General features: G+C 71.1%; 23 protein-coding genes and 1 riboswitch. Of the genes, 12 read left to right on the plus strand and 11 right to left on the minus strand.

Annotation, left to right across the window (positions count from 1 at the left end; genetic code table 11):
* The first annotated feature begins 84 nt into the window (after window positions 1-84).
* Window positions 85-819: a pentapeptide repeat-containing protein gene (locus ACIBBB_RS24170; RefSeq protein ID WP_398985271.1), complete on the plus strand. Its 735-nt coding sequence runs from the start codon at window positions 85-87 to the stop codon at window positions 817-819.
* Between the two features lie 177 nt (window positions 820-996).
* Complete coding sequence (locus ACIBBB_RS24175) at window positions 997-1,644, plus strand: GPP34 family phosphoprotein (protein WP_398985273.1); 648 nt, start codon at window positions 997-999, stop codon at window positions 1,642-1,644.
* A gap of 263 nt (window positions 1,645-1,907) precedes the next feature.
* Here the strand turns inward: ACIBBB_RS24175 and ACIBBB_RS24180 are convergent, their stop codons facing one another.
* Entirely contained in the window at window positions 1,908-2,405 is a 498-nt protein-coding gene (locus tag ACIBBB_RS24180) for a hypothetical protein (RefSeq protein WP_398985275.1), read from the minus strand.
* 80 nt (window positions 2,406-2,485) lie between these two features.
* On the opposite strand from ACIBBB_RS24180, the gene ACIBBB_RS24185 reads away from it, so the two are divergent.
* Window positions 2,486-3,964, plus strand: coding sequence for a M1 family metallopeptidase (locus ACIBBB_RS24185; RefSeq protein WP_398985277.1), 1,479 nt, complete (start codon window positions 2,486-2,488; stop codon window positions 3,962-3,964).
* A gap of 173 nt (window positions 3,965-4,137) precedes the next feature.
* On the opposite strand, the gene ACIBBB_RS24190 is transcribed toward ACIBBB_RS24185, so the two are convergent.
* On the minus strand, window positions 4,138-4,713 hold the full coding sequence (locus tag ACIBBB_RS24190; protein ID WP_398985279.1) for a TerD family protein: 576 nt from the start codon (window positions 4,711-4,713) through the stop codon (window positions 4,138-4,140).
* A 146-nt stretch (window positions 4,714-4,859) separates the two neighbouring features.
* Between ACIBBB_RS24190 and arfB the strand changes: the two genes are divergently transcribed.
* Window positions 4,860-5,291, plus strand: a complete 432-nt coding sequence (gene arfB, locus ACIBBB_RS24195; protein ID WP_398985281.1) for an alternative ribosome rescue aminoacyl-tRNA hydrolase ArfB — start codon at window positions 4,860-4,862, stop codon at window positions 5,289-5,291.
* 19 nt (window positions 5,292-5,310) lie between these two features.
* Here arfB and ACIBBB_RS24200 read toward each other — a convergent pair whose 3' ends face one another.
* Both ACIBBB_RS24200 and ACIBBB_RS24205 read right to left on the minus strand, forming a co-directional pair.
* A complete protein-coding gene (locus tag ACIBBB_RS24200) occupies window positions 5,311-6,834 on the minus strand; it encodes a flavin monoamine oxidase family protein (RefSeq protein WP_398985580.1) in 1,524 nt (507 codons plus the stop codon).
* 379 nt (window positions 6,835-7,213) lie between these two features.
* The gene (locus tag ACIBBB_RS24205; RefSeq protein WP_398985582.1) at window positions 7,214-7,792 is read right to left on the minus strand and encodes a flavin reductase family protein; all 579 of its coding nucleotides are present in this window, start codon (window positions 7,790-7,792) and stop codon (window positions 7,214-7,216) included.
* Between the two features lie 441 nt (window positions 7,793-8,233).
* On the opposite strand from ACIBBB_RS24205, the gene cdgB reads away from it, so the two are divergent.
* On the plus strand, window positions 8,234-10,150 hold the full coding sequence (gene cdgB, locus ACIBBB_RS24210) for a diguanylate cyclase CdgB (RefSeq protein ID WP_398985283.1): 1,917 nt from the start codon (window positions 8,234-8,236) through the stop codon (window positions 10,148-10,150).
* 196 nt (window positions 10,151-10,346) lie between these two features.
* A complete protein-coding gene (locus tag ACIBBB_RS24215; protein ID WP_398985285.1) occupies window positions 10,347-11,366 on the plus strand; it encodes a carbohydrate-binding protein in 1,020 nt (339 codons plus the stop codon).
* 31 nt (window positions 11,367-11,397) lie between these two features.
* Here the strand turns inward: ACIBBB_RS24215 and ACIBBB_RS24220 are convergent, their stop codons facing one another.
* The 4 genes from ACIBBB_RS24220 to ACIBBB_RS24235 all read right to left on the minus strand — a co-directional run bounded on the left by ACIBBB_RS24220 (window position 11,398) and on the right by ACIBBB_RS24235 (window position 15,474).
* Complete coding sequence (locus ACIBBB_RS24220) at window positions 11,398-12,285, minus strand: ketose-bisphosphate aldolase (RefSeq protein ID WP_398985287.1); 888 nt, start codon at window positions 12,283-12,285, stop codon at window positions 11,398-11,400.
* Window positions 12,263-13,222, minus strand: coding sequence for a 1-phosphofructokinase family hexose kinase (locus ACIBBB_RS24225; RefSeq protein ID WP_398985289.1), 960 nt, complete (start codon window positions 13,220-13,222; stop codon window positions 12,263-12,265). The genes ACIBBB_RS24220 and ACIBBB_RS24225 overlap by 23 nt, the downstream gene beginning before the upstream one ends.
* Before the next feature lie 159 nt (window positions 13,223-13,381).
* Window positions 13,382-14,581, minus strand: coding sequence for an N-acetylglucosamine-6-phosphate deacetylase (nagA, locus tag ACIBBB_RS24230; protein WP_398985291.1), 1,200 nt, complete (start codon window positions 14,579-14,581; stop codon window positions 13,382-13,384).
* The gene (locus ACIBBB_RS24235) at window positions 14,581-15,474 is read right to left on the minus strand and encodes an ROK family protein (protein ID WP_398985584.1); all 894 of its coding nucleotides are present in this window, start codon (window positions 15,472-15,474) and stop codon (window positions 14,581-14,583) included. The genes nagA and ACIBBB_RS24235 overlap by 1 nt, the downstream gene beginning before the upstream one ends.
* 333 nt (window positions 15,475-15,807) lie before the next feature.
* Here ACIBBB_RS24235 and ACIBBB_RS24240 point away from each other — a divergent pair, with 333 nt between their 5' ends.
* From ACIBBB_RS24240 to ACIBBB_RS24255, 4 genes are all read left to right on the plus strand, one after another.
* Complete coding sequence (locus ACIBBB_RS24240; RefSeq protein ID WP_398985586.1) at window positions 15,808-17,028, plus strand: extracellular solute-binding protein; 1,221 nt, start codon at window positions 15,808-15,810, stop codon at window positions 17,026-17,028.
* Window positions 17,029-17,040: 12 nt separating this feature from the next.
* A complete protein-coding gene (locus tag ACIBBB_RS24245) occupies window positions 17,041-17,364 on the plus strand; it encodes a DUF3263 domain-containing protein (RefSeq protein ID WP_398985293.1) in 324 nt (107 codons plus the stop codon).
* A 49-nt stretch (window positions 17,365-17,413) separates the two neighbouring features.
* Window positions 17,414-18,256: a trehalose-phosphatase gene (otsB, locus tag ACIBBB_RS24250; RefSeq protein WP_398985295.1), complete on the plus strand. Its 843-nt coding sequence runs from the start codon at window positions 17,414-17,416 to the stop codon at window positions 18,254-18,256.
* Between the two features lie 120 nt (window positions 18,257-18,376).
* Entirely contained in the window at window positions 18,377-19,780 is a 1,404-nt protein-coding gene (locus tag ACIBBB_RS24255) for an SDR family NAD(P)-dependent oxidoreductase (protein ID WP_398985588.1), read from the plus strand.
* Here ACIBBB_RS24255 and ACIBBB_RS24260 read toward each other — a convergent pair.
* From ACIBBB_RS24260 to ACIBBB_RS24270, 3 genes are read right to left on the minus strand one after another with little or no spacing between them, the layout of a single operon-like run.
* Window positions 19,759-21,210: a trehalose-6-phosphate synthase gene (locus tag ACIBBB_RS24260; protein ID WP_398985297.1), complete on the minus strand. Its 1,452-nt coding sequence runs from the start codon at window positions 21,208-21,210 to the stop codon at window positions 19,759-19,761. The two genes, ACIBBB_RS24255 and ACIBBB_RS24260, sit on opposite strands and share 22 nt — an antisense overlap.
* A gap of 59 nt (window positions 21,211-21,269) precedes the next feature.
* Complete coding sequence (locus ACIBBB_RS24265) at window positions 21,270-21,401, minus strand: hypothetical protein (RefSeq protein ID WP_398985299.1); 132 nt, start codon at window positions 21,399-21,401, stop codon at window positions 21,270-21,272.
* Window positions 21,402-21,449: 48 nt separating this feature from the next.
* Window positions 21,450-22,391 (minus strand): glucosyl-3-phosphoglycerate synthase, encoded by a 942-nt coding sequence (locus ACIBBB_RS24270; RefSeq protein WP_398985301.1) that lies wholly within the window; start codon window positions 22,389-22,391, stop codon window positions 21,450-21,452.
* A 117-nt stretch (window positions 22,392-22,508) separates the two neighbouring features.
* Window positions 22,509-22,636: riboswitch (SAM riboswitch) on the plus strand.
* A 15-nt stretch (window positions 22,637-22,651) separates the two neighbouring features.
* On the opposite strand from ACIBBB_RS24270, the gene thrC reads away from it, so the two are divergent.
* Both thrC and ACIBBB_RS24280 read left to right on the plus strand, forming a co-directional pair.
* On the plus strand, window positions 22,652-23,965 hold the full coding sequence (gene thrC / locus ACIBBB_RS24275; RefSeq protein ID WP_398985303.1) for a threonine synthase: 1,314 nt from the start codon (window positions 22,652-22,654) through the stop codon (window positions 23,963-23,965).
* A gap of 40 nt (window positions 23,966-24,005) precedes the next feature.
* Complete coding sequence (locus tag ACIBBB_RS24280; protein ID WP_398985305.1) at window positions 24,006-24,281, plus strand: ubiquitin-like small modifier protein 1; 276 nt, start codon at window positions 24,006-24,008, stop codon at window positions 24,279-24,281.

Below are 24,281 nucleotides of genomic sequence, written 5' to 3' on the forward strand. Positions count from 1 at the left end.
CATTGACGGAACAGCGGGCGCGTTTGTGACACCGCGGAGGCCGTATCCGGGGGCGTTGTCAGTGGCGTGCGTCACGATGGGGACATGGCTCGGAGGACAGCGGCGGGAAAGACGGCGGCAGGCAAGACAGTGAGGGGGAAGACGGGATCGGCCGGCGGGGGTGTGTTGCCGGCGCGGCGGCCGGAGGTCCGGCTGCCGCCACTGGTGCCGTACGAAGGAGAGCTGGAGCCCGACGGGGAGTACGACGGGCAGGAGTTCGGCGGACTGGATCTGGCCGACCAGGAGGGCCCGGGGGCGCGGTTCATCGACTGCGCGCTGCGCGAATGCGGGCTCGACCGGACGGATCTGGGCCGGGCCCGGTTCATCGACTGCGTCCTGGAGGGCGTCCGGGGGGTGGGGACGGATCTCGGGGGAGCGTCGCTGCGCGATGTCGAGGTGGTGGACGCGCGGCTGGGCGGGGTGCAGCTGCACGGCTCGGTGTTCGAGCGGGTGCTGATCAGGGGCGGCAAGATCGACTATCTGAATCTGCGGAAGGCGAGGCTGAAGGACGTGGTGTTCGAGGGCTGTGTCCTCGCCGAACCGGACTTCGGGGGAGCGGAGTTGGAGCGCGTCGAGTTCCGTGACTGTGTCCTGAAGGACGCGGACCTCAGCGGCGTACGGATGAAGAACGTCGACCTGCGGACCGTCGCCGAGCTGGGCATCGCGCGCGGGATCGACCGGCTGGCGGGCGCCGTGATCAGTACGTCGCAGCTGCTCGATCTGGCACCGGCGTTCGCGGCGCAGGTCGGCGTGCGGGTCGAGGACGCGCCGGGCGGCTGAGCGCGCCGACGGGAGCGGGGGCCGGAGGACCGTGCCGGGCGTCGACGCGGGATGCACGTGTCGCCCTTGATCCGTACGGTGGAAGGTGGTGGTGCGCGTGCGTGCCGACGGGGCGCTGACCAGCCACCCGGTCGCCTGGTCACAGACAGCGACCGCGCACCCGACGTGGAGCCGTTGATGACCACACCACGGGACCTGTTGATCACCACCCTGGAGCTGTCGTCCAGTCGCCCTCCGGGGGAAGGCGATCTGTCGCTCGCGCTCGCGGGAGCGGAGCTGATCGACCTCCTGAACGCGCGGGCCGCGACGCTGGAGGACGATCGCATCGTGCCGGGCGGGAATGTGCCGGGCGAGACTCTCCCGGGCTGGGACGGGGCGGCAAGCGAGCGTCTGTTGAACGAGGCATCGTCCTCGTTCACCCGGCAGGAACCGTACGAGACGGTCGAGGACTGGCTGTGGCGCAGAGGCCGCGGCCTGGCGGCCGTCTATCTCACCGCACTCAGGTCGGAGGGGCAGATCACCCAGCAACGCCGCTCACGTTGGATCCCCTTCGGGACCAGCCGCCTTGTGGTGACCGACAACCCCGCCCGCCGAGCGGCACTCGACCGCCGGACATCGGACGAGCCGGTCCTCGCCTCGCTCGCCACGGCCGTCGGGATCGGCGGCAGGCAGCTCGAAGATCTTCCCGACCCCCTCGTCGCGGCCGACGAGCCGGCGGCGGCGGTCCTGGTCGGCGTCCACAACGCGCTGAGGGACTTGGAGGCCGAACGGCAGCGGCGCTCCATCGAGCAGGCGGCCTTCGACAACATCTGGCGAGGCGAATGACGCCACCTCGGCGCAGCGGGCGGAAGACCCCGACCGTGGGGGTGGGCCGGGGTCTTCAATGTGCTCCGGGGGCTCAGCCGTGTGGGGGGTGAACCTGGCGTCGGTTCCTGGTGGCGTCCCGGCAGAAGTGCGTCTGCCCGGCTTCGTCGGTTGTACTCCTGCCAATCCGAAAACGTCCGACAGGGGCGCGAGGATCCGCCCATCTCCCCCCACATAAGGCGATGTCGGACCACGTCGTAGCAGGTCGGAATGTGAAGGGGCGGTCAGACGCGGGGGAAGCGGGCCTGGACGTCCCAGATCATCGGGTTGTCCATCAGTCCCTCGTGCATGTCGCCGAGGTCGGCCAGCAGATCGTTCAGGAAGTCGCGCGCCTCGCGGCGCAGCAGCCGGTGGCCGAAGGTGAGCGGGGCCTCGTCGGCAGGCATCCAGTCGGCGGTCACGTCCACCCAGCCGAACCGCCGCTCGAAGAGCAGACGGTCCGTCGACTCGGTGAAGTCCAGCTCGGCGTACTGCCGGTGGGCCGAGCGGTTGCCGCGCGGGTCGCGGTCCAGCTGCTCCACGATGTCGCACAGCGCCCACGCGAAGTCGAGCACCGGCACCCATCCCCAGCCGGTGGACACCTCGCGGTCGGCCTTGGTGTCGGCCAGGTACACGTCCCCGCAGAAGAGATCGTGCCGCAGGGACCGGACGTCGGCGCCGCGGTAGTCGGTCTGCGGAGGATCGGGAAAGCGACGGGAGAGGGAGTAGCCGATGTCAAGCACGCGCCCGATGGTGTCACGGCGCCGCGCGGACGAGTTTCCGCCCGCCGGGGAGCGGGGCGGGCGCGGCCTACGATCACCGCGTGCACCAGGACCAGAGCCCGCGCCGGCAGCAGCGCCCACCCGGGCGTCGCCCGTGCCGTACCGCTTCCGCGCCCCTCGCCGCCGCCCTTCTGGTTCTCGTCCCGGTCCTCGGCGGCCTCACGGCCTGCGAGGGACAGAGCGAACCGGCCGCCCCGCCCGCTCCCGCCGCCGCGGGCGCCGCCGGACTCGGTGACCCGTACTTCCCCGAGCTCGGCAACGGCGGGTACGACGTCACGCACTACGGCCTGACTCTCGACTACGCCCCCGCCACCGGCCGCCTCGACGCCACGGCCCGGATCACCGCCCGTGCCGAGCAGCGGCTCAGCTCGTTCAACCTCGACCTCGCCGGTCTGACCGTCGGCCGGGTGACCGTCGACGGCGAGCCGGCCCGGGTCCGGCGCGCCGACGCCGAGCTGACGCTGGTGCCGCACGCGGCCATCGGGCGCGGTGCCACCTTCCGTACGGTCGTCCGCTACTCCGGTGCCCCCCGGACCATGCTCGACAGCGATCGGGTACGGGAGGGCTGGCTCCGGGCGGGGAAGCGTTCCGTCGCGCTGGGCGAGCCGAGGGGTTCGATGGCTTGGTTCCCCGGCAACCACCATCCGAGCGACAAGGCGGCCTACGACATCAAGGTCACCGTGCCGAAGGGCCAACAGGCCATCTCCAACGGTGAGTTGACCAGGGAGCGGACGGCCGGCGGCCGTACCACCTTCAGCTGGCACTGCGCCGAACCGATGGCGAGCTATCTCGCGACGGTCGCGGTCGGCCCGTACCGGACCAAGACCTCCCGGTCGCGGACGTCGAGCCCGGCCGGGATCCAGGTCCACACCGCCGTCGATCCGGACGTGGCCGCCGCCGGCGACGTTCTGCTCAAGCGGATCCCGGCGGTCATGAAGTGGGGCGAGAAGACCTTCGGCCCGTATCCGTTCTCCTCCACCGGCGTGATCATCGGACGGCCCGGCGACGCCGACTACAACCTGGAGACCCAGAACAGGCCCTTCCTGCCCGGACCGGGCGGCGTCGAGATCCTCGTCCACGAGCTGGCCCACCAGTGGTTCGGCAACTCGGTGACCCCCAAGTCCTGGCGGGACATGTGGCTCAACGAGGGCTTCGCCGAGTACGCGGAGTGGCTCTGGGCCGAGGACATGAACGGCGTCCCGGCGAAGAGTAGCTTCGACAGGGCGTACGACGACCCGGCGAACTGGGGCTTCCCGCCCGCCAGGCCGCCGAACGCCGCCCAGCTCCTGGGGCGGCCGGTCTACGGGCGCGGCGCCATGGTGCTGCATCAGCTCCGGCGTGCGGTCGGCGACGAGGAGTTCTTCGCGCTCGTACGCGGCTGGGCGCGGGCGTACCGGCACGGCAACGCGTCCACCGCCGACTTCACCGCCTTCGCGCAGAAGCGGACGGACCGCGATCTGACGGCTCTCTGGGACACCTGGCTGTACGGCTCCGGGAAACCGCCGCGGCCGACCGGCTGAGGCACCGCAGGTCGCCGCGCACGGTCGTGCAGGGTCGCGCACGGTCGCGCACGGCGCCGCAGGGCCGCGCACGCCAAAGGCCCCCGGCCGCGGCCGGAGGCCCTTCGCACTCACTCGGTCGGCGCACTCGCCCGGTCAGGGACCGGGAAGCCGGCGACCGGGACGTCGGTGACTCAGAGGTTGACGCCGAAGTCCGTGGCGATGCCCGTGAGGCCGGAGGCGTAACCCTGGCCGACCGCGCGGAACTTCCACTCGGCGCCGTTGCGGTACAGCTCACCGAAGACCATCGCGGTCTCGGTGGCGGCGTCCTCGCTCAGGTCGTAGCGCGCGATCTCGGCGCCACCGGCCTGGTTGACGATGCGGATGTACGCGTTGCGGACCTGGCCGAAGTTCTGGCTGCGGGTCTCCGCGTCGTAGATCGAGACGGGGAAGACGATCTTGTCGACGTCGGCGGGCAGACCCGCCAGGTTGACGTTGATCGCCTCGTCGTCGCCCGCGCCCTCGCCGGTGCGGTTGTCACCGGTGTGGACGATGGTCTGGTCCGGCGTCGACTTGTTGTTGAAGAAGACGAAGTGACCGTCGGATACGACCTTTCCGGTGGGGTTGACCGCGATCGCCGAGGCGTCGAGGTCGAAGTCCGTACCGGTGGTGGAGCGGACGTCCCAGCCGAGGCCGACCGTGACGGCTGTCAGGCCCGGTGCCTCCTTGGTGAGCGAGACGTTGCCGCCCTTGGACAGGCTTACAGCCATGGGGATGGTCCCTTTCGTTGTATACGAGCTCTGGTGCGGGCTTCTATCGGCTCCGAAGCTACCGTCACCCCGCATAACGCAGGCAGAGGACTCAGAGGTTCCTTAACGCCTTTGATTTGTCTGTGCGGACACGGGACCATGGACACATGTCCGGTTCCCCGCACGTCATCCGCGGCTCCGTCTCCCTTCCGGAGGCCGAGCTCATGTGGCGTTTCTCGCGCTCGTCGGGACCGGGCGGGCAGCACGTCAACACCAGCGACTCGCAGGTGGAGCTGCGCTTCGACCTCGGCAAGACGGAGGCGCTGCCCCCGGTGTGGAAGGAGCGGGCGCTGGAGCGGCTCGGGAGCCGGCTGGTGGGCGGCGTCGTGACCGTACGCGCGTCCGAACACCGTTCCCAATGGCGCAACCGCGAGACGGCTCTGGTCCGGATGACCGCGCTCCTGGCGGAGGCGACGGCCCCGCCGCCCCGTCCTCGCCGGGCCACGAAGATCCCGCGTGGCATCAACGAGCGCAGGCTGCGCCAGAAGAAGCAGCGCGCGGAGACGAAGCGGGGGCGCACCGGCCGGGATTGGTCCTAGGACGTCCGGCGGACAGGCCCTAGGCGAGAACGCGCTCGTGAAGGGCGGTCACCACTTTCCGGGCGGAGGTGAAGGCGCCGTGCTGCCAGGCGTCGGCGTACGAAAGATGGTCGCCGGCGAAGTAGACCCGTCCCGCCGCCCGGTTGAGCGGCGCGAAGACCGGCGCGTCGGGACCGCCGGCCATGCTGTGCCAGGCACCTTCCAGGTGCGGGGTCTGCCGCCAGTGGTGGGAGAAGGAGGAGGCCAGTTCGGTGCGGTACTTCGCGCCGTGGATCTTCTCGCCCTGGGCGACGGCCCGCTTCTCACGGTCGGCGGGGGTCATGTTCCCGTAGGTGTCCGCGTTGGTGCCGGTGTTGTAGTAGCCGATGAGCGTGCCGCGCCGGCCGTGGAAGCCGTACGACGGGTACCAGATATGGCTGAGATCCATGTCCGTCTCGGTGATGCCGCCGTAGATCCGGTGATCACTCTCCCACCAGCGGCTGCGGTACTCCAGGGCTATCTTGCCCGCCGACGACGGCTTCACCGCCTCCAGCGCGGTCTGCACCGCGCCGCCCAGGTTGTGGGCGGTCTTGGCGAGGATGTGGGGCGGTAGGGCGGCGACGCAGTAGTCCGCGTCGATCACGCGCGTACGGCCGTGCTGCTCATAGGTGACACTCACGCCGTGCGCCTTGTCGGTGATCTTCCGGACGACGGCGCCGGTACGGATCCTTCCCTGGCCGACGGCCCGGGTGAGCGCCTGAGGTATCCGGTCCATGCCGCCGACCGGCTGGAACATCAGCATCGCCTGGTCGTAGCCGAACTCGAAGGAGAAGTAGCGGCCCACCCCGCTGGAGAGCACCTCGGACACGGTGGGCACGTCGCCGAGCTCCACCCCCGGGGTGCCCGCGGCGGCCGGGTCCACGCTGTAGCCGCGGTGTTCGGTGCCGGTGTAGGTGAGCTTGCTGCCGATGTCCCCGAAGCTCTGGAGGAATTCGAGCAGCCGCTGCTGGTCGTCGGCGGTCAGCTCCGCGTCCAGGGCGCCCCTGCCGGTGGCCTTGGCGAGCAACTCGGAGACGTAGCCGTACGTATCGGCCTTGGCGGTGCGGTAGCGCACCGGGGACGTCATGCCGGCCTTCTCGTTGTAGATGTAGGCGCTGGCGTTGCTGTTGGTGAAGACCTCGACGGGGACGCCCAGTTCACGGCAGTAGTCCATGGTGATCATCCACTGCGGGATCCTGGCGGGACCGGCGTTCATGTACTGGCCGTCCGTGAACCGCGCCGTCTGGCGGTTGCCGAGGAGGTCGGTGGTCGAATCCCCGCCGCGTACGGTGAAGTTGCGGCCGCCGGTACGGTCCCTGGCCTCCAGGACCGTACAGTCGTAGCCCGCCTTGCCCAGTTCGTACGCCGTGGTGAGACCGGCGATACCGCCGCCGACGATGACAACCTTGGCCGCCGCCCTGCCTTTGAGGGTGAAGTCGCCCGTTCTGGGCGCGCGGAAGGCCGGTTCGCGGCTCGCGGCCTCGGCTGTGGGGGCGAGACCCAGCGCTCCCATGGTGGCGAGCATGGCCCCCGCACCTCCGGTGACGCCGACCTGGCGCAGGAAATTACGGCGGCTGGTGCCCGAAGTGCTGGTGCCCGTGGTGGTGTTCGGCGAAGGACGCATGGCCCGGTACCCCTTCCGGTCAGGTGTGCCGGGATCTTGGCAACGGCTTGTTACGGCCCGCCGGATGTTCTTGTATCCCGCACGTTGCTCTCCCCTCACCACCGTCCTCCGGGCTCTGGGCCCACCCCCTGAGCCGGCCACCCCCGGACATGCGGAAGCCCCGCTCCCCCACGCCGCCACCGGACCTGTCCCCGCGTGAAGACCTGAAATCACCGGCATTGGACCTATAGCGGGAGGAGCGGCAGGCAGGCGATGGGGTGTCCGCAGCCGTGGGCCCGGCTCAGCTCTTCCCCAACTGCCGGTATTTTCCCCGGAAGTACGTCAGGGGGCCGGCGTCCCCGGTGCCGCCCGGCACCGACGCCGTCAGCACCCGGCCCACGACCAGCGTGTGGTCGCCGGTCACGATCCGCTGTTCCGTACGGCACTCCAGCACCGTCAGCGCCCCGTCGATCAGCGGCGCCCCGCTCACCTCGCCACGCCGGTAGGAGACGTCCTCGAAGAGCAGCCGGTCGCTGATCCGGCCCTTCATGGAGAAGCGGCCGGCGATCTGCACCTGCTTCTCGGAGAGCATCGACGCCGCCCACATCGGCTGCTCGTCCAGCAGGTCGTCCATCCGGGAGCCGGTGCGCAGGCTCACCACCACCAGAGGTGGGTCCAGGGACACGGACATGAAGGCCGTGGCCGTCATCCCCGCGTCCGCGCCGTTCGGGCCGTCGTCCGGGTCGTAGGCGGTGACCAGCACCACCCCGGCGGCCAGCCGGGAGAGCGCGGCACGGAACTCGTCGTTACTCACTCCCTCAGGATGCGGGACGGCCTCGGGGGGGACGGCCTCGGTATGGGGGGCGGTTGTCTTCTGCAGCACGTCGTCCACGCTAGCCCCGGCGGTGGCATACCCGCATCGGCCCACAGGACCAGCCGAGACCTAGGTCGTGTCCTCGGTCCACCCGTGCGTCGGCAGTGCGTCGGCGGGCGTCGCGGCCCCGTGAGCCGTCGTGTGCGCCCTCGATGCGCCCCCCAGCGCGCCCCCGGCCCGCTCCCTCGCGCGCCCCCGTCCGGGACCCCGCCGTACGACTCCGACCATGACTCCCACCTCGATATTTGCGTTCATGAAAGCTCTGGAGCGCTCCCACGCCCCCACCCGACCCTCCCTCCCCTCATGTGACTTGGCTCACAGGGCCCAGGAATTGTTGACCCTGTGTACCGAGTGCACAGCTCGCTGTGATTCAGTGGCCGGGATACCGCATCAAGCGAGCCGATGAGAATTCTGGAGTTGCTGTCGAGGTCTCGGGGAGAGCGAACGATGGAGACCGAGTCGGAGCCGTACGTCCGCCTTGCGACCCTGCGGCAGCTGCACGACGTTGTCGGCGAGCTCAACACCGCGCGCAGCCTGGCCGACACTTTGCAGACGGTTGCCGACGGCATAGTCAAGGGTCTGGGCTACGAGCTGGCCTGCGTCAATCTCGTACAGCCCGACGGTGACCTGGTCGTCGCGGCCTTCTCCGGCAACGCCTCCGCCGAAGCGCTGATAACCGGCCGCGTCGGCGCGCGCGCCTCCTGGGAACGCAGGCTCAGCATGGGCGAGAGCTGGGGCGAGCTGCGGTACATACCCCACACCGAGGGCTGGATCCTGCTGGAGGACGACGTCCCCCAGTGGTACACCGAGGGCCCCGATCCGCGCTTCGAGGACGAGTGGCACCCCCAGGACCGCCTCTACGCCCCCATGTACGCCTCTGGGGGCGGACGCGAGCTCCTCGGGGTCATATCCGTCGACCGGCCGCGCGGTGGGCGCCGTCCGGGCCCCTGGGGCCGCGAAGCGCTCCAGATGTACGCCTCCCAGGCCGCCATTGCGATAAGCAACGCCCGCCTCAGAGCAAACATGCAGCGCGCGCTGGTCCGGCTGGAGCGTGAGCAGCAGGCGCTGCGTGCCAGCGAGGAGTCCTTCCGGCAGGCGTTCGAGTACGCGCCCAGCGGTATGGCCATCGCCGAGATGGGCGGGGACCAGCACGGCAGGCTGCTGCGGACGAACGACGCGCTGTGCCGGCTGCTCGGCCGCTCCGCCTCCGCGATCCGCCGCTACTCCTTCTCCGACCTCGTCCATCCCGAGGACATCGGCACCCTGCTCCGTACCTCCGCCGAGGGCGGCCGCGCCGAACTGCGGCTGGCGCGGCGGGACAACAGCTATGTGTGGGTGTCGCTGCGCAACTCCGTCGTGGCCGACACCACCGACGGCCCCCGCTTCCTCCTCACCCACGTCGAGGACATAGAGGAGCGCAAGCGCAACGAGCTCCAGCTCGCGCACCGCGCCTCGCACGACTCCCTGACCGGCCTGCCCAACAGCGCCGAGCTGCGCGCCCGCCTCAGCGCCCGTCTCTGCGAGCGGCCCAACGCGGTCGCGGTACGGGAGACGGCGGTGCAGGCCGTGGACAAGGCGTTCGGCGGGTACGAGGCCGAGTACGACCCCAACGCCCGAGCCGGCACCGGCACCGGCGGCTACGACGAGGGCTCCTACGGAGGCGTCGTCCCGTACGGCTCCGGACACGGGGCCTACAACGGGACCAGCGGCGCCTCCTACGCGCCCGTGCCCGCCGCCGGCTACGGCCAGCCTCCCGGCGGCGCGGGCTACGGGGGCGCGGTCGAGGGTTACGAAGGCCATGAGCCGTACGAGCCCTACGAACCGTACGAGCCGTACGAGCCGTACGGAACAGAGCCCTCCGGCGAGCGCCCCTTCCACGGAGACGGCTACGACCCGTCCACCGGAGTCGCGCCGCTCGACCACCATGTGCACACCGTCGCGCCGGGCGCCGACCCCGACGACGGCAGCAAGGGCCTCGCCGTCCTCTTCTGCGACCTGGACGGTTTCAAGTCGATCAATGACCGTTTCGGCCATAACACCGGCGACGCGGTCCTCATCGAAGTCGCCCGCAGGCTGAACACGGGCGTGCGGGACGGCGACACCGTCGCGCGTCTCGGCGGTGACGAATTCGTCGTTCTCGCCGACGGCCTCGGTGCGACCGACGCCGCTGACCTGGCGGTTCGGCTGCGGAACGCGATCATCCCGCCGATCAGGGTGGACGGCAGGGCGGTCCGCGTGGGCGCCAGTTTCGGTATCGGCTGGGCGAGTTGCGGCATGACGGTCGAGGAAGTGCTCAAATCCGCGGACCAGCGGATGTACATCGAGAAGCGCTCGCGGAGCAAGGTCCAGCGCCGGGCGGGATAACGTCGGCGGTGTGCCGGGGTCCGCCGTGTCCTATCTCTCTGTACGGCGGTTCACCGCTGTCCACCGATGTCCCCGGAAGTTCATCGTGGGAACGGGCAACCGCCCACTCCCGTCAAGGCCCGTCCGTATGCTTGCCCAATCGAGGTAGGCTCGGCCGGTCGGCGACGCTGGCGAGATGGTAAGGAGTGACCCAGGGATGACGGCCGGGAACAACGGCGCGAGTACGCCCGAGGACGACGATCCGTTCGGCTATCTGTACGAGGACGGACAGACGGCTGCGAACGGTGCGCAGGCCCGGCGCGGCGGCTACGGCTACCCCGGTCCCGCCTCCCAGCCCGGTGTGCCGAGAACGTCGTACAACCAGGTCAGGACCGTGGGCGAGCGCCAGTACGGCCAGGTCCCGCAGCAGGGCCCCTACGGGCAGCAGCCTCAGTACGGAGGCCAGCAGCAGTACGGCCAGCAGGCGCCGAACGGCCAGGCCCCGTACGGTCAGTCGCCCTACGGCCAGTCCCCCGACGCGCACTACGCGGCGCCCGAGACCGGCGGTGCCCAGACCCGTACGGTTCCGGCCCAGCGCGGTCGCGGCAGCGGCGGCGGGCCCAACACGAAGGGCCTGCTCATCGGCGCGGTCGCCGTGGTGGCGGTCGTCGTGATCGGGATCACGGCCGCGCTGCTCAGCAACGGTGACGACAGCAAGAACGCCGACGGCGGCCCGACGGAGGCCCCGACCACGGGTGAGTCGGCGGCTCCGAGCGAGGATCCCGGCAAGCAGGAGCCGGGCGACAAGCCGGTCGAGCTTCCGAAGCAGGACGCGGCGACGCTCAAGCTCGGGGCGCCGGCGGTGCTGGCGAGGGACATCCCCGGTGCGAAGGGCGCGGACGGCGCGTATGTGACGTTCAACGGGCCCGGCGGGTCGGCGAGTTGGACGGTCGACCTGCCCGAGGCCGGTCCGTACACGCTCTTCATCACCTACGGCGTGCCGGGCAAGGACGCCAAGACCTCGCTCACGATCAACGACGAGAAGCCGCGCTCGGTGAACATGTCCAATTTCGCCAAGGCGAAAGAGGGTGACTGGGAGAAGGGCTGGACCACCACCTACGCCTACGTCAACCTCGACAAGGGCAGCAACACGCTGAAGCTCTCGTGCGAGGCGGGCGACCAGTGCGAGGCCATCCTCGACCAGGTCTCGCTGGAGCAGGGCCAGACCAAGGGCTGAGCCCGCGCTCGACGGCCGTGGGCCCGGTACCTCAGGGCTCCCCGGCTATCACCTTCAGGAACGCCGCCACCGTCCCGGTCATCGCCTCGCGAGCCGGGACGAGGTATTTGCGGGGGTCGACCACCCCCGGGTCGGCCTCCAGGCAGCCGCGGACCGCGCCGGTGAAGGCCGTGTTCAGCGCCGTACCGACGTTGATCTTGACCATGCCCGCCGCGACCGCCTGCCGGATCTCCGTGTCGGGGACGCCCGACGAGCCGTGCAGCACCAGCGGTACGGGGACGGCCCGGCGCAGGGCGCCGATCAGGTCGTGGTCCAGGGCCGCCGTGCGGTCGGTCATCGCGTGCGAGGAGCCGACCGCCACCGCGAGCGCGTCGACGCCCGTGGCGCGTACGTACGCGACGGCCTCGGCCGGGTCGGTACGGACGCCGGGCGCGTGGGCGCCCAGCGGGGGTTCGCCGTCCTTGCCGCCGACCTTGCCCAGCTCCGCCTCGATCCAGATGCCGCGCGCGTGGGCCCAGGCGACCGCCTCGGCCGTGGCGGCGACGTTCGCCTCGTAAGTCAGTCTCGACGCGTCGAACATCACCGAGCTGAAGCCCTCGCCGTCGGCGGCGCGCAGCAGGTCGGGCGATTCGACGTGGTCGAGGTGGAGCGAGAGCGGGGCGTCCGAGGCGCGCGCGACGGCGGCGGTGGCGGCGGCGACGGCCGTCAGCCGGCCGCCGTGGAACTTCACCGCGTTCTCGGAGATCTGGAGGATCGCGGGGCGGCCCGCGCGTTCGGCGCCGGCGGCGATCGCCTCGGCGTGCTCCAGCGTGATGACGTTGAACGCGGCGATGCCGTACGGGCGTTGGTCCGTCCGGGCCGCGGAAGCCGCACCGGCCGCAGCGGCCGAGACGAGTTCACCGGTGCTGACGAGTGGCATGTGGCCCCTGTTCCGACTGCTCCGACTGTTCTGTTACGTCGACCTGTCGCAGCAGGTCCGCGTACGCCTCCCGGTCGAACTCGCCCGCCGCCGGCGCCAGGACCGTCGCCGTGGACAGCGCGACCGCCCTCGCGAGCCTCTCCGGCCACGGCAGCCGCTCCACCAGCCCCGACAGCAGCCCGGCCACAGCCGAGTCGCCCGCGCCCGTCGGATTGCCGCGCACGGTCCTCGGCGGTGTCGCCCGCCACGCGCCGTCCGGCGTCGCGGCGAACATCCCGGCGGCGCCGAGCGAGGCGATCACGGCCCGGCCGCCGCGCCTGCGCGCGTCACGGGTCGCGCGGACCGGCTCGCGCGAACCGGTGAGCTGGGCGAGTTCGTCGGCGTTGGGCTTCACGAGGTCGGGGCGGGCGGCGATGCCCCGGCGCAGCGGTTCGCCACTGGTGTCCAGCAGGACGGGCAGGCCGACCGCTCGCGCGGCGCGTACCAGTTCGGCGTACGCGCCGACGTGGATGCCGGGCGGCAGGCTGCCGCACAGCGCTACGGCGTCCGCGCGGGCGACGAGCCCTTCGTAGGAGGTGAGGAACGTAGCCCATTCGGCGGGCGTGACGGTCGGGCCGGGCTCGTTCAGCTGCGTCGTGTCGCCGGTCGCCTCGTCCACGACGGCGATGGTGCGGCGCGTGGTGCCCCCGATGGCCACGAGCGCGTCGGACGGGCCCTCGGCGGCGAGCAGTTCGCGCAGCGCGTCCCCCGTCCGGCCGCCGGCGAAGCCGGTCACGACGGCCTCGTGGCCGAGCGCCGACAGCACGCGAGCGACGTTGACGCCCTTGCCGCCGGGCCGCTCGGAGACCTCGGCGACGCGATTGGTGGTGTGCGGGGTCAGTGCGGCGGTCCGGTAGGTGATGTCGAGGGCGGTGTTGAGGGTGACGGTGAGGATCATGTGCGGTGCCCTCCCTCCGGGATACGTCGGGGAGCGGGCCCGCCTGCCCGCTCCGTTCCGGACCTGATCATGCCAAACGCGAAGCGTCCGGTGGAGGGGCCGTCCACGAACGCCCGCCGCGAGCCCGCGCGCCAGGCGTCGTGAGCCCGGAAGGGACTTTCACAACACACCCTGGCCCAGTTGGGGCTTGACCACCCATTCGCCCCGGCGCAGCACCCCGGCGACCGCGAAGTCCGCGTTCAGGATCACCAGGTCGGCGTCCTTGCCCGGTTCCAGCGAGCCCACCCGGTCGTACACGCCCAGCAGCTTCGCCGGGTTGGCGGAGATCGCCCGCACGATGGCGGCGACCGGCAGCCGGTCGATCGTGACGGCGCGTCTGAACGCCGTGTCCAGGGTGAGCGTGGAGCCCGCGATCGACCCGCCCACGGCGAGCCGCGCGACACCGTCCTTGACCTCGACCTCCAGCGGTCCGAGTTGGTAGACCCCGTCGCCGAAACCGGCCGCGTCCATCGCGTCCGTGATGAAGGCGACCCGGTCCGCGCCCGCGCGGTGGAACGCCAGCTCCAGCGCCGCCGGATGCAGGTGCGTGCCGTCGTTGATCAGTTCGACGGTGATCCGCTCGTCCTCCATCAGCGCGGCGATCGGTCCGGGCGCGCGGTGGCCGAGCGGCGGCATCGCGTTGAACAGGTGCGTCGCGACGGTCGCGCCCGCCTCGATGGCCTCGACGGTCTGGTCGTACGTCGCGTCCGTGTGCCCGATCGCGGCGATCACGCCGTGCTCGGCCAGCAGCCGTACGGAGTCGATGCCGCCCGGCAGTTCGGTGGCGAGGGTCACCATCCTGGCCGTGCCACGGGCCGCGTCGAGGAGCTTGCGCACCTCGGCCGGGTCCGGGTCGCGCAGCAGCGCCTCGCTGTGCGCGCCCTTGCGGCACGGCGAGATGAAGGGGCCCTCGAAGTGGATACCGGCCAGGTCGCCCTGCTCGACCAGTTCGGAGAGGAACCCGGCGCGCTGGGCGAGGAAGTCCATCTCGCCGGTGACGGTGGAGGCGACGAGCGTGGTGGTGCCGTGCTCCTGGTGCGTACGGACGCCCTTGAGCACGGCGTCCGCGTCGCCCGAGGTGAAGGACGCGCCGCCGCCGCCGTGGTTGTGCATGTCGACGAAGCCGGGCACCACCCAGTGGCCGGTCAGATCGAGCGCACCGGCGTCTCCTTCCACAGAGGCCGCCCCGGTCGCAGAGGCCGTCGGCCCCGCCTCGGTGATCCGTCCGCCTTCGACTCTCACCCGTCCGTTCTCCACGACCCCGGTGGGCAGCACCACCCGGGCGCCGGCGAGAACAGTGCTTTCGGCGCGTGCGGCCATCAGGCGGATACCTCCGTGGAGAGAAGATCCCAGGCGAGCAGGCCCGCGCCCAGGCATCCGGCGGTGTCCCCGAGGGCCGCCGGGACGATCTCGGGCAGCTTCTGGAACGTGACCCGCTCCTCGACCGCGGCCCTCAGGGGTGTGAACAACGTTTCCCCGGCCTCGGCGAGACCGCCACCGATGATCAGCCTTCGGGGGTCGAGCAGGGTGAGCGCGGTGACCAGTCCGGCGGCGAGCGCGTCGACCGCGTCCGCCCAGACAGCCACGGCCCTCGGGTCGCCGGAGGCCACGGCCTTGGCGCAGTCGGCCGCGTCCGCCTCGGGATCGCCGCTGGCCGCGGCCCACGCGCGGGTCACGGCCGCGGCCGACGCGAGCGTCTCCATGCAGCCGGTCTGCCCGCAGCCGCACACGGGCCCGTCGGGCCGGACCACGACATGCCCGATCTCACCCGCGTAGCCGTGCGCGCCGGCCTCGATGGTGCCGTCGATGCCGATGGCGCCCGCGATGCCGGTGCCGAGCGGTACGAAGAAGAACCGGTCCGAGCCCCTGCCCGCGCCGATCCGCCCCTCGGCGAGCCCGCCGGTGCGTACGTCGTGTCCGAGGGCGACCGGTACGCCGCCGAGGCGCGCGCCGAGCAGATCCCGCAGTGGTACGTCACGCCAGCCGAGGTTCGCCGCGTACAGCGCGATCCCGCGCTCGGCGTCGACGATGCCCGGTACCGCGACCCCGGCGGCGACCGCGCTCTCGCCGAAGTGCTCGATGCCGTGGGTGCGCAGATCCGCCGCGAAGCCGAGGATGGTCTCGACGATCGCGTCGGGGCCGCGCTCCCTGCCGGTGGCCCGGCGCGCCTCGTACAGCAGCGCGCCGTCCGTCCCGACCAGGGCGGCCTTCATACCGGTGCCGCCCACATCCAGGGCGATGACGTGTCTCACAAGCGCATTCTCGCGCGAAAACCCAAGAAAGGTCTAGTCCACTGTGCGGGATTGTTGCCCGCCCATACAAAGCCTTCGCCAAACCCCCCCGGCAAAGAAGTTGCCGAAGCGATATGAGGCTGGTGTAGACCTCCGACAGCGCATCGTGGAAAATCGCAGCTCGTCAACGCAGGACGTCACGGGGGACCGACTGGGACGGAAACGCCGTATAGACGGCCGAGCGAAAACAAGGGTGGGAAAAGAGCTGTGCAGCAGCGCTTCCTTAGGGCTTCCGCGGCGATAGCCGCACTGGGCATGACGATGGCGCTGAGCGGCTGCGGCAGCTCCAGCGGGTCGGGTGACGTCACCCTGAAAGTCGTCGCGGCGGACTACGGCAACAGTGCCGCCAACAGCTCGGAGAAGTACTGGAACAGCCTGGCCAAGGAGTTCGAGTCCAAGAACCCGGGCATCAAGGTCGACGTCGACGTCCGGTCCTGGAAGACCGTCGACGCCGACGTGGCGAAGATGGTCAGGGAGGGCAACGCCCCCGACATCGCGCAGATCGGCGCCTACGCCGACTACGTGAAGAAGGAGGAGCTGTACAGCGCGGACCAGCTGCTCTCCATCCCCACCCAGGCGAACTTCCTCTCCCGCTTCGCCGACGCCGGAAAGGTCGAACAGACCCAGTACGGCCTGCCGTTCGTGGCCAGCACCCGGCTGCTCTTCTACAACAAGGGCCTCTTCGAGCAGGCCGGTCTCTCGGCGCCGCAGAACTGGGACGACATCAAGTCGGACGCCGAGGCGCTCAAGGAGAAGGGCGTGCCGACCCCGTTCGCCCTCCCGCTCGGCGCCGAGGAGGCGCAGGCCGAGACCATGATGTGGATGCTCAGCGGTGGCGGCGGCTACACGGACACGGTCGACGACTCGTACGCGGTCGACTCCGAGGCGAACATCAGCACCTTCGAATGGCTCCAGACGGAGCTGGTCGGCAAGGGCCTCACCGGTCCCGTACCGCCCGGCGAACTGGACCGTGCCGACGCCTTCAAGGCGTTCACCAGCGGCAAGGTGGGCATGCTCAACGGGCACCCGACGATGATGCAGGAGGCCGAGAAGGCCGGCGTCGAGGTCGGGATGGTGCCGCTGCCGGGCGCCACGGGCAAGTCCAAGGCGACGATGGGTGTCGCCGACTGGATCATGGCTTTCAAGCAGGCCGGGCACCGCGAAGAGAGCGGTAAATTCCTCGACTTCACCTTCGAGGACAAGAACGTGATGGACTTCGTCGGGCAGTACGACCTCCTGCCGGTCACCTACAGCGCGTCCGAGACGATGGTGGCGGACGACGAGCACAAGGACCTCCGGAAGTTCCTGGAGGCGCTGCCCACCGCGGAGCTGTATCCGTTCGGCAAGACGTCGTGGGCGGGTGTCAGCGAGGACGTCAAGAAGAACATCGGCAAGGCGGTGCAGCCCGGCGCGGTGCCCTCCGAGATCCTGGCGAGGATCGGCCGGGACGCGACCACGGCGGAGAACGCCGAGTAGCGTGTCAGCCCTATGACCGCACCCACCCCTGAGTCCCGGCCCGAGCCCGGGTCCACGTCGGGACCCGAGCCCGAGCCCGTGTCGCACGAGGGGCGCGGTCCCGCCGGACGGTCGGAACTGACCGAGCGGGACCGCGCCGTCCTCGCCCTGGAGACGCGCTCCTGGCCGGGCCCCGGTGCCAAGGAGCGCGTCATCCGGGAGCGGCTGGGCATCTCGCCGACCCGCTACTACCAGCTGCTCGGCGTGCTCATCGACGATCCGCTGGCCCTGGCCCACGACCCGGTGACCGTCAACCGTCTGCGCCGGATCAGGGACGCCCGCCGCGCCCGCCGCTGAGCGGCGTCTTTCGCCGCCCCCGGCGGCCTCACGCGGATAGGGTCGGAGCATGGGCAGCCACTCGCACCCCCTGCCGACCCCCGTCACCTCCGCCGGCGCCGAAGGCCTGGCCGCGCTTCTCGCCCGGCCCGGGAAAGCCGTCGTCGCGCTCGATTTCGACGGCACGCTCGCCGAGATCGTCCCCGACCCCGAAAGAGCCCGCGCCCACCCCGGCGCGGTCCCCGCGCTCGTCGCGCTCGCTCCGCACGTCGCCTCCGTCGCGGTGATCACCGGCCGCCCGGCCGATGTCGCGGTGCGGTACGGCGGCTTCGCCGGCGTACCCGGCCTGGAACACCTCGTGGTGCTCGGCCACTACGGCGCCGAGCGCTGGGACGCGGTCAGCGGCACCGTGACCAGCCCGCCCCCGCACCCCGGGGTCGCCGCCGCCCGTGACGAACTCCCGCGACTGCTCGCACAGTTCGAGTCCTTCAGCGGTACGTGGATCGAGGAGAAGGGCCGGGCGGTCGCCGTCCACACCCGCCGCGCCGCCGACCCCCAGGGGGCCTTCGACGCCCTGTGCGGACCCCTCGCCGACCTGGCGGCCCGGCACGGCCTGGTGCTCGAACCGGGCCGCATGGTCCTGGAGTTGCGCCCGCCGGGGATGGACAAGGGCGTGGCCCTGAAGGAGTACGTCCGCGAGGTCGGCGCCGAGACGGTGGTGTACGGCGGCGACGACCTGGGCGACCTCCCGGCCTTCGCGGCGGTCGACAGCCTCCGTACGAAGGGCCATCCGGGCCTGCTGCTGTGCAGCGGTACGGGGGAGGTCCCCGAACTCGCCGAAAAGGCCGACCTGGTGCTGCCGGGCCCGGCTGCGCTGATCGGCTTTCTCGCGTCGGTGGCCGCCCGCCTCTGAAGGACCACGTGGGACCGGGACGCGTCGACGGCCCGAAACGCGGAAGACACCGGGCGGACGCCTCGCGCATCATGGTCGTTCGGTGTGAGCGGGGGCGAGGGGTCGATGGACGACGACCGGATGGACGACGAGCGGATACAGGCGACGCTGGAGTCGCTGAACGAGGCACGGGACCTGTCGATCGAGGATCCCCGCCGCGAGCGGCTGGAGCGGGCGGCGAGCGGGCTCTTCCGGGACGGGCGGCGCAAACGCCGCGCCGCCACCCGCGGGGCCCGCGCCGCGGTGGACGCCAGGATCCAGGCCGGCACGGTCATGGGAGCCACCGACCGCACGATGGACGCCCCACTATCTGTCGAATCTCCACTGCCGAACGCTCAAGGCGACGGGACGGCAGGCGAGTTGGGCCGTCCCCAGCGGTGCTACGTGTGCAAGGAGCCCTACCGGCGGATCCACTACTTCTACCACCGGCTCTGCCCCGACTGCGCCCGCGACAACCTCACCCGGCGCGGTGCCCGCACCGACCTGACCGGGCGTCGCGCGCTGCTGACCGGCGGGCGCGTCAAGATCGGGTACCAGCTGGCGCTGATGCTGCTGCGTGACGGCGCCGACCTCACGGTGACCACCCGCTTCCCCCAGGACGCCGTACGGCGCTTCGCGGCGGCCCCCGACTCCGCCGACTGGTGGGACCGGCTGCGTGTCGCCGCGCTCGATCTGCGCGACCCCCGGCAGGTGCTGGCCTTCACCGACCATCTGCTTTCCGAGGCGCGGCCGTTGGACATCCTGATCAACAACGCCGCCCAGACGCTGCGCCGTTCGCCGCGCGCCTACTCGGCCCTGGCCGCCGCCGAGGCCGCACCCGCGCGCAAGGCGCTGCCGGCCGCCGACACGCCCGCCGTCTGGACGGCTCCCGACTTCACCGTCCCCGGCACCGGGAAGGGTGAGTTGGCGATCCCGTCGTGGGCCGCCGGGCTCGTACCGCGCGCGGCAGACACCGCCGTACTGACGAGCGTCGACGAGGCCGGGCTGCTCGTCGAGACGGCCGCCGAGAACTCCTGGACCGCCCAGCTCGGCGGCATCGACCCGGCCGAGATGCTGGAGGTCCAACTCGTCAACGCGGTGGCCCCGTTCCTGCTGGCCGACCGGCTCCTGCCCCTGCTCGCGGCGTCACCGCACCCACGGCGGTATCTGCTCAACGTGTCCGCCGTGGAGGGCCGGTTCACCGTCCGCAAGAAGACCGGCGACCACCCGCACACCAACATGGCCAAGGCCGCCCTGAACATGCTCACCCGCACCAGCGCCGCCGACCTGGCGAAGCGCGGCATCCACGTGTGCAGCGTCGACACCGGCTGGGTCACCGACGAGAAGCCCCTGCCCGCCAGGGAGCGGCACGCCGCCATCGGCTGGCGCCCGCCGCTGGACATCGTGGACGGCGCGGCGCGCGTCTACCACCCGATCGTCCAGGGCCAGGCGGGCAGCCCGGTCCACGGCGTACTGCTCAAGGACTACCGCCCCGTCGCCTGGTAGCCGCGCAGCGCGTCCAGCTGGTCCAGGAACCACCGTTGCGGCGGCAGCGCCGTCGCCGCGGCGGCCAGGCGCTTCGTGCGGGCCGTGCGGTCGTCGTCGTCCATCGTCAGGGCCTCGTGCAGCGCCGCGGCCGTGGCCGTCACGTCGTACGGGTTCACCACCAGCGCGTCCTCGCCCAGCTCCTCGTACGCACCCGCCTCCCGCGACAGCACCAGCGCGCAGCCGTTCTCGGAGACGATCGGGATCTCCTTCGCGACCAGGTTCATGCCGTCGCGGATCGGGTTGACCAGCGCCACGTCCGCCAGGCGGTACGCGGCGAGCGAGCGCGCGAAGTCGTCCTTGACGTGCAGCACCACGGGTGTCCAACCGGGCGTGCCGAACGCGGAGTTGATCTCGTCGGCCACCTCCTGGACCCGCGCCGTGTAGTCGCGGTAGACCGCCAGGTCCTGCCGGGACGGATAGGCGAACGCCACGTGCGTGACCCGCTCGCGCCACTCGGGCCGCTCCGTCAGAAGCTGCCGGTACGCGTACAGGCCGCGCACGATGTTCTTCGACAGCTCCGTGCGGTCCACCCGCACGATCGTCCTGCGGGGCGCCTCGGCGGTGCCGCCGATCTGCTCGCGCAGTTCGGTGAGGCGCTCGTCCACGTCGGGCCGGTTCGCGCGTTCGCGCAGGAAGTCCGCGTCGGCGCCCAGACCGTGCACGCCGAGCTGTGTCTTCCCGGTGCCGCCCAGCAGCTCCGTACAGCACGCGGTGAACGCGTCGGCCCAGCGGCGGGTGAGGAACGCGGCGCGGTCCGCGCCGAGGATGCCGCGCAGCAGCTGGCGCGCGATGTCGTCGGGCAGCAGCCGGAAGTAGTCGACCGGGGCCCACGGTGTGTGCGAGAAGTGCCCGATCCGCAGATCGGGGCGGAGCGCCCGGAGCATGCCGGGCACCAGGGCCAGGTGGTAGTCCTGGATCAGTACGGCCGCGCCGTCGCCCGCCTCGTCGGCCAGGGCCTCCGCGAACGCGCGGTTGTACGCCTCGTACGACGCCCACTGCGCACGGAACTCGGTGCCGAAGGCCGGCTCCAGCGGTGTCTGGTAGAGCAGGTGGTGGACGAACCAGAGCGTGGAGTTCGCGACGCCGTTGTACGCGTCCGCGTAGACCTCCGGCGGGATGCCCAGCATCCTGACCCGCTGCCCGCCCGTGTCGCCGGTGTCCAGCCGCCCGCCGGTGCGCCGCACCGCCTCGCGGTCGCCGTCACCGAGGGCCGCGCAGACCCACACGGCGTTCGTGTCGGGCCCGATGGCCGAGAGGCCGGAGACGAGACCTCCGCCGCCGCGCCCGGCGGTCAGGGCGCCGTCCTCGCCGAGTTTGTACGAGACGGGGCCGCGATTGGAAGCGACAAGGACCTGGGCGGCTTGCTCGGGGACCATCTCGGAGACCATGTGGCGAAACCTAGCCCTTCGCGGAAACGCTCAAACGTACGGTTTCAGGTCGGCGTGGATCAGCCACGGCCCCTTCCGCGGGCCGCCGCCAGCGCCACCACCCCCGCGCCGACGAGGGCGAGAGCCATGCCGCCCAACAACCAGAACTGTTCCGAGGTCAAGGCCGCCACGGCCATCGCAGTCATCGACATACCAGGCAATATAGGCAAATCGATACTTAAATCATACGAACTCAATGGCTAGGCCGCGCGCCGCGCCGCGTACTCCGAGATCTCCCGCATCGGTGGCCGCTCCTCGGTGTCCACCGCGTACGTACGCGGCTCGAAGCCCCTCTCGCCCCGATCGAACTGCGTCAGCTCCGGCCGCACCAGATGCCCCCGCGACAGCCGCAGCTGCGCCGTCCGGTAGATCGCCGCCGCCATCCGCCCCAGAGCCTGCCCGTCCTGGTGCCGGTGCCTGCGCACCCCGACGTCGACCTGGCCCAGCGCGTCCAGCCCCACCGTGTGCAGCGCGTCCACCAGCAGCCCCAGCTCCACCCCGTACCCGACGGGGAACGGCAGCCGCTCCAGCAGCGAGCGCCGCACCGCGTACTCACCGCCCAGGGGCTGCACGAAGCCCGCCAGCAGCGGCCAGTGCAGATTCAGCAGCGGACGCGCCACCAGCTCCGTCACCCGGCCGCCCTGCCCCGGCTCGTCGCCGAGCGGGCGGTCGTACATCGCCTTCACGAACTGCACGTCCGGTTCGGTCAGCAGCGGCCCCACCGTCCCCGACACGAATTGCGCCGAGAAGTCCCTGAGATCCGCGTCCACGAAACAGACGATGTCGCCGCTCGTCACCAGCAGCGAGCGCCACAGCACCTCGCCCTTGCCGGGCACGGTCGGCAGCCTCGGCAGAATGTCGTCCCGGTGCACCACGCGCGCCCCGGCCGCCGCCGCGAACTCCCCCGTACGGTCGGTCGAGCCCGAGTCGATCACGACCAGCTCGTCGACGAGCGGCGCCGGGCCCGCCATCAGTTCGCGCCGGATCACCGACACGATCGGACCGACCGTCGCCTCCTCGTTCAGGGCCGGGAGCACGACGCTGACCTGCGCACCCTGCTTGGCGGCGACCAGCCGGTCGACCGGCCGGTCCGCCGCCGGCCAGGACCGCCGGGCCAGCCAGCGCTCCACTTCTCGCAGCACGTGATCTCCATCTCGCGGATCGGACGAAGGCCTCAACCGTCCAGGGGTTCGGTTACAGTCTTGAACAACGCGAATGACCGTCGCATGTCGGGGGTCATGACGCTGACAATCGAATACCGCTCATCCAGAGGGGCAGAGGGAACGGCCCGTTGAAGCCCCGGCAACCCTCCCGCCGACCGCGAGGTCACGGTGGGGAAGGTGCCAATTCCGTCTCGCGGCGAGATGCGTCGCGAGGAAGATGAGGAAAGGGCCTCGCCTTCATGGCTGTGCAGACCGTTCACACCAGTTCCAACGCCGACGCCGCCGCATCTCATGCCGGCACCGTGGATCTCGGACCCGCCGCCGCCCTCTCGTGCCGCGAATGCGGGGAGCGCTTCGAACTCGGCCCGATCTTCGCCTGTCAGAGCTGTTTCGGCCCGCTCGAAGTGGCCTACGACCTGCCGACGGGCGACCCCGAGGGCCTGAAGAAGCGAATCGCCGCGGGTCCCGACAACATCTGGCGCTACGCGCCGCTGCTCCCCGTCCCCGCCGACGTCGCGTCGAAGCCGAACATCAACCCCGGCTTCACCAAGCTCGTCAAGGCCGACAACCTCGCCCGTGAGCTGGGCGTCACCGGCGGCCTGTACGTGAAGGACGACTCCGGCAACCCGACGCACTCCTTCAAGGACCGTGTCGTCGCCATCGCCGTCGAGGCGGCCCGCGCCTTCGGCTTCACCACGCTCTCCTGCTCCTCCACCGGCAACCTCGCGGGCGCCGTCGGCGCCGCCGCCGCCCGCGCCGGCTTCCGCTCCTGCGTCTTCATCCCGCACGACCTGGAGCAGGGGAAGGTCGTCATGGCCGCGATCTACGGCGGCGAACTCGTCGGTATCGAGGGCAACTACGACGACGTCAACCGCTTCTGCTCCGAGCTCATCGGGGACCCGCTCGGCGAGGGCTGGGGCTTCGTCAACGTCAACCTCCGCCCGTACTACGGCGAGGGCTCCAAGACCCTCGCGTACGAGATCTGCGAGCAGCTCGGCTGGGAGCTGCCCGACCAGCTCGTCATCCCGGTCGCGTCGGGCTCGCAGCTGACGAAGATCGACAAGGGGCTGAAGGAGCTGATCGCGCTCGGCCTGGTCGAGGAGAAGCCGTACAAGATCTTCGGCGCGCAGGCCGAGGGCTGCTCGCCGGTGTCGGTCGCCTTCAAGGCCGGACACGATGTCGTACGGCCGCAGAAGCCGAACACGATCGCCAAGTCACTGGCGATCGGCAACCCGGCCGACGGCCCGTACGTCCTGGACATCGCCCGCCGCACGGGCGGCGCCGTCGAGGACGTGAACGACGAGCAGGTCGTCGACGCGATCAAGCTGCTCGCGCGGACCGAGGGGATCTTCGCCGAGACGGCGGGCGGGGTGACCGTGGGGGTGACGCGCAAGCTCATCGAGGCGGGTCTGCTCGACCCGGCACTCACGACGGTCGTGCTGAACACGGGCGACGGGCTCAAGACGCTGGACGCCGTCGCGCCGACGACGGGGCCGACCGCGACGATTCCGCCGAGCCTCGACGCGTTCCGCGCCGCCGGTCTGGCGCGTTGAGCCCCTCAAGAACCCGCTACTCCCCGGAAGGCAGAAACCGATGAGCGTGAACGTCCGCATCCCCACGATCCTCCGTACGTACACCGGCGGAAAGGCCGAGGTTCCGGCCGAGGGCACGACCCTTTCCCAGGTCATCGCGTCCCTGGAGTCGAACCACCCGGGCATCGCCGCCCGCGTCCTGGACGACCAGGGCAAGCTCCGGCGCTTCGTCAACGTGTACGTGAACGACGACGACGTCCGCTTCGAGCAGGGCCTGGAGACCGCCACCCCCGAGGGCGCCGGCGTCTCGATCATCCCGGCGGTCGCCGGAGGCTGA

Source organism: Streptomyces sp. NPDC051217 (genome assembly GCF_044455465.1).
Classification (GTDB): Bacteria; Actinomycetota; Actinomycetes; order Streptomycetales; family Streptomycetaceae; genus Streptomyces.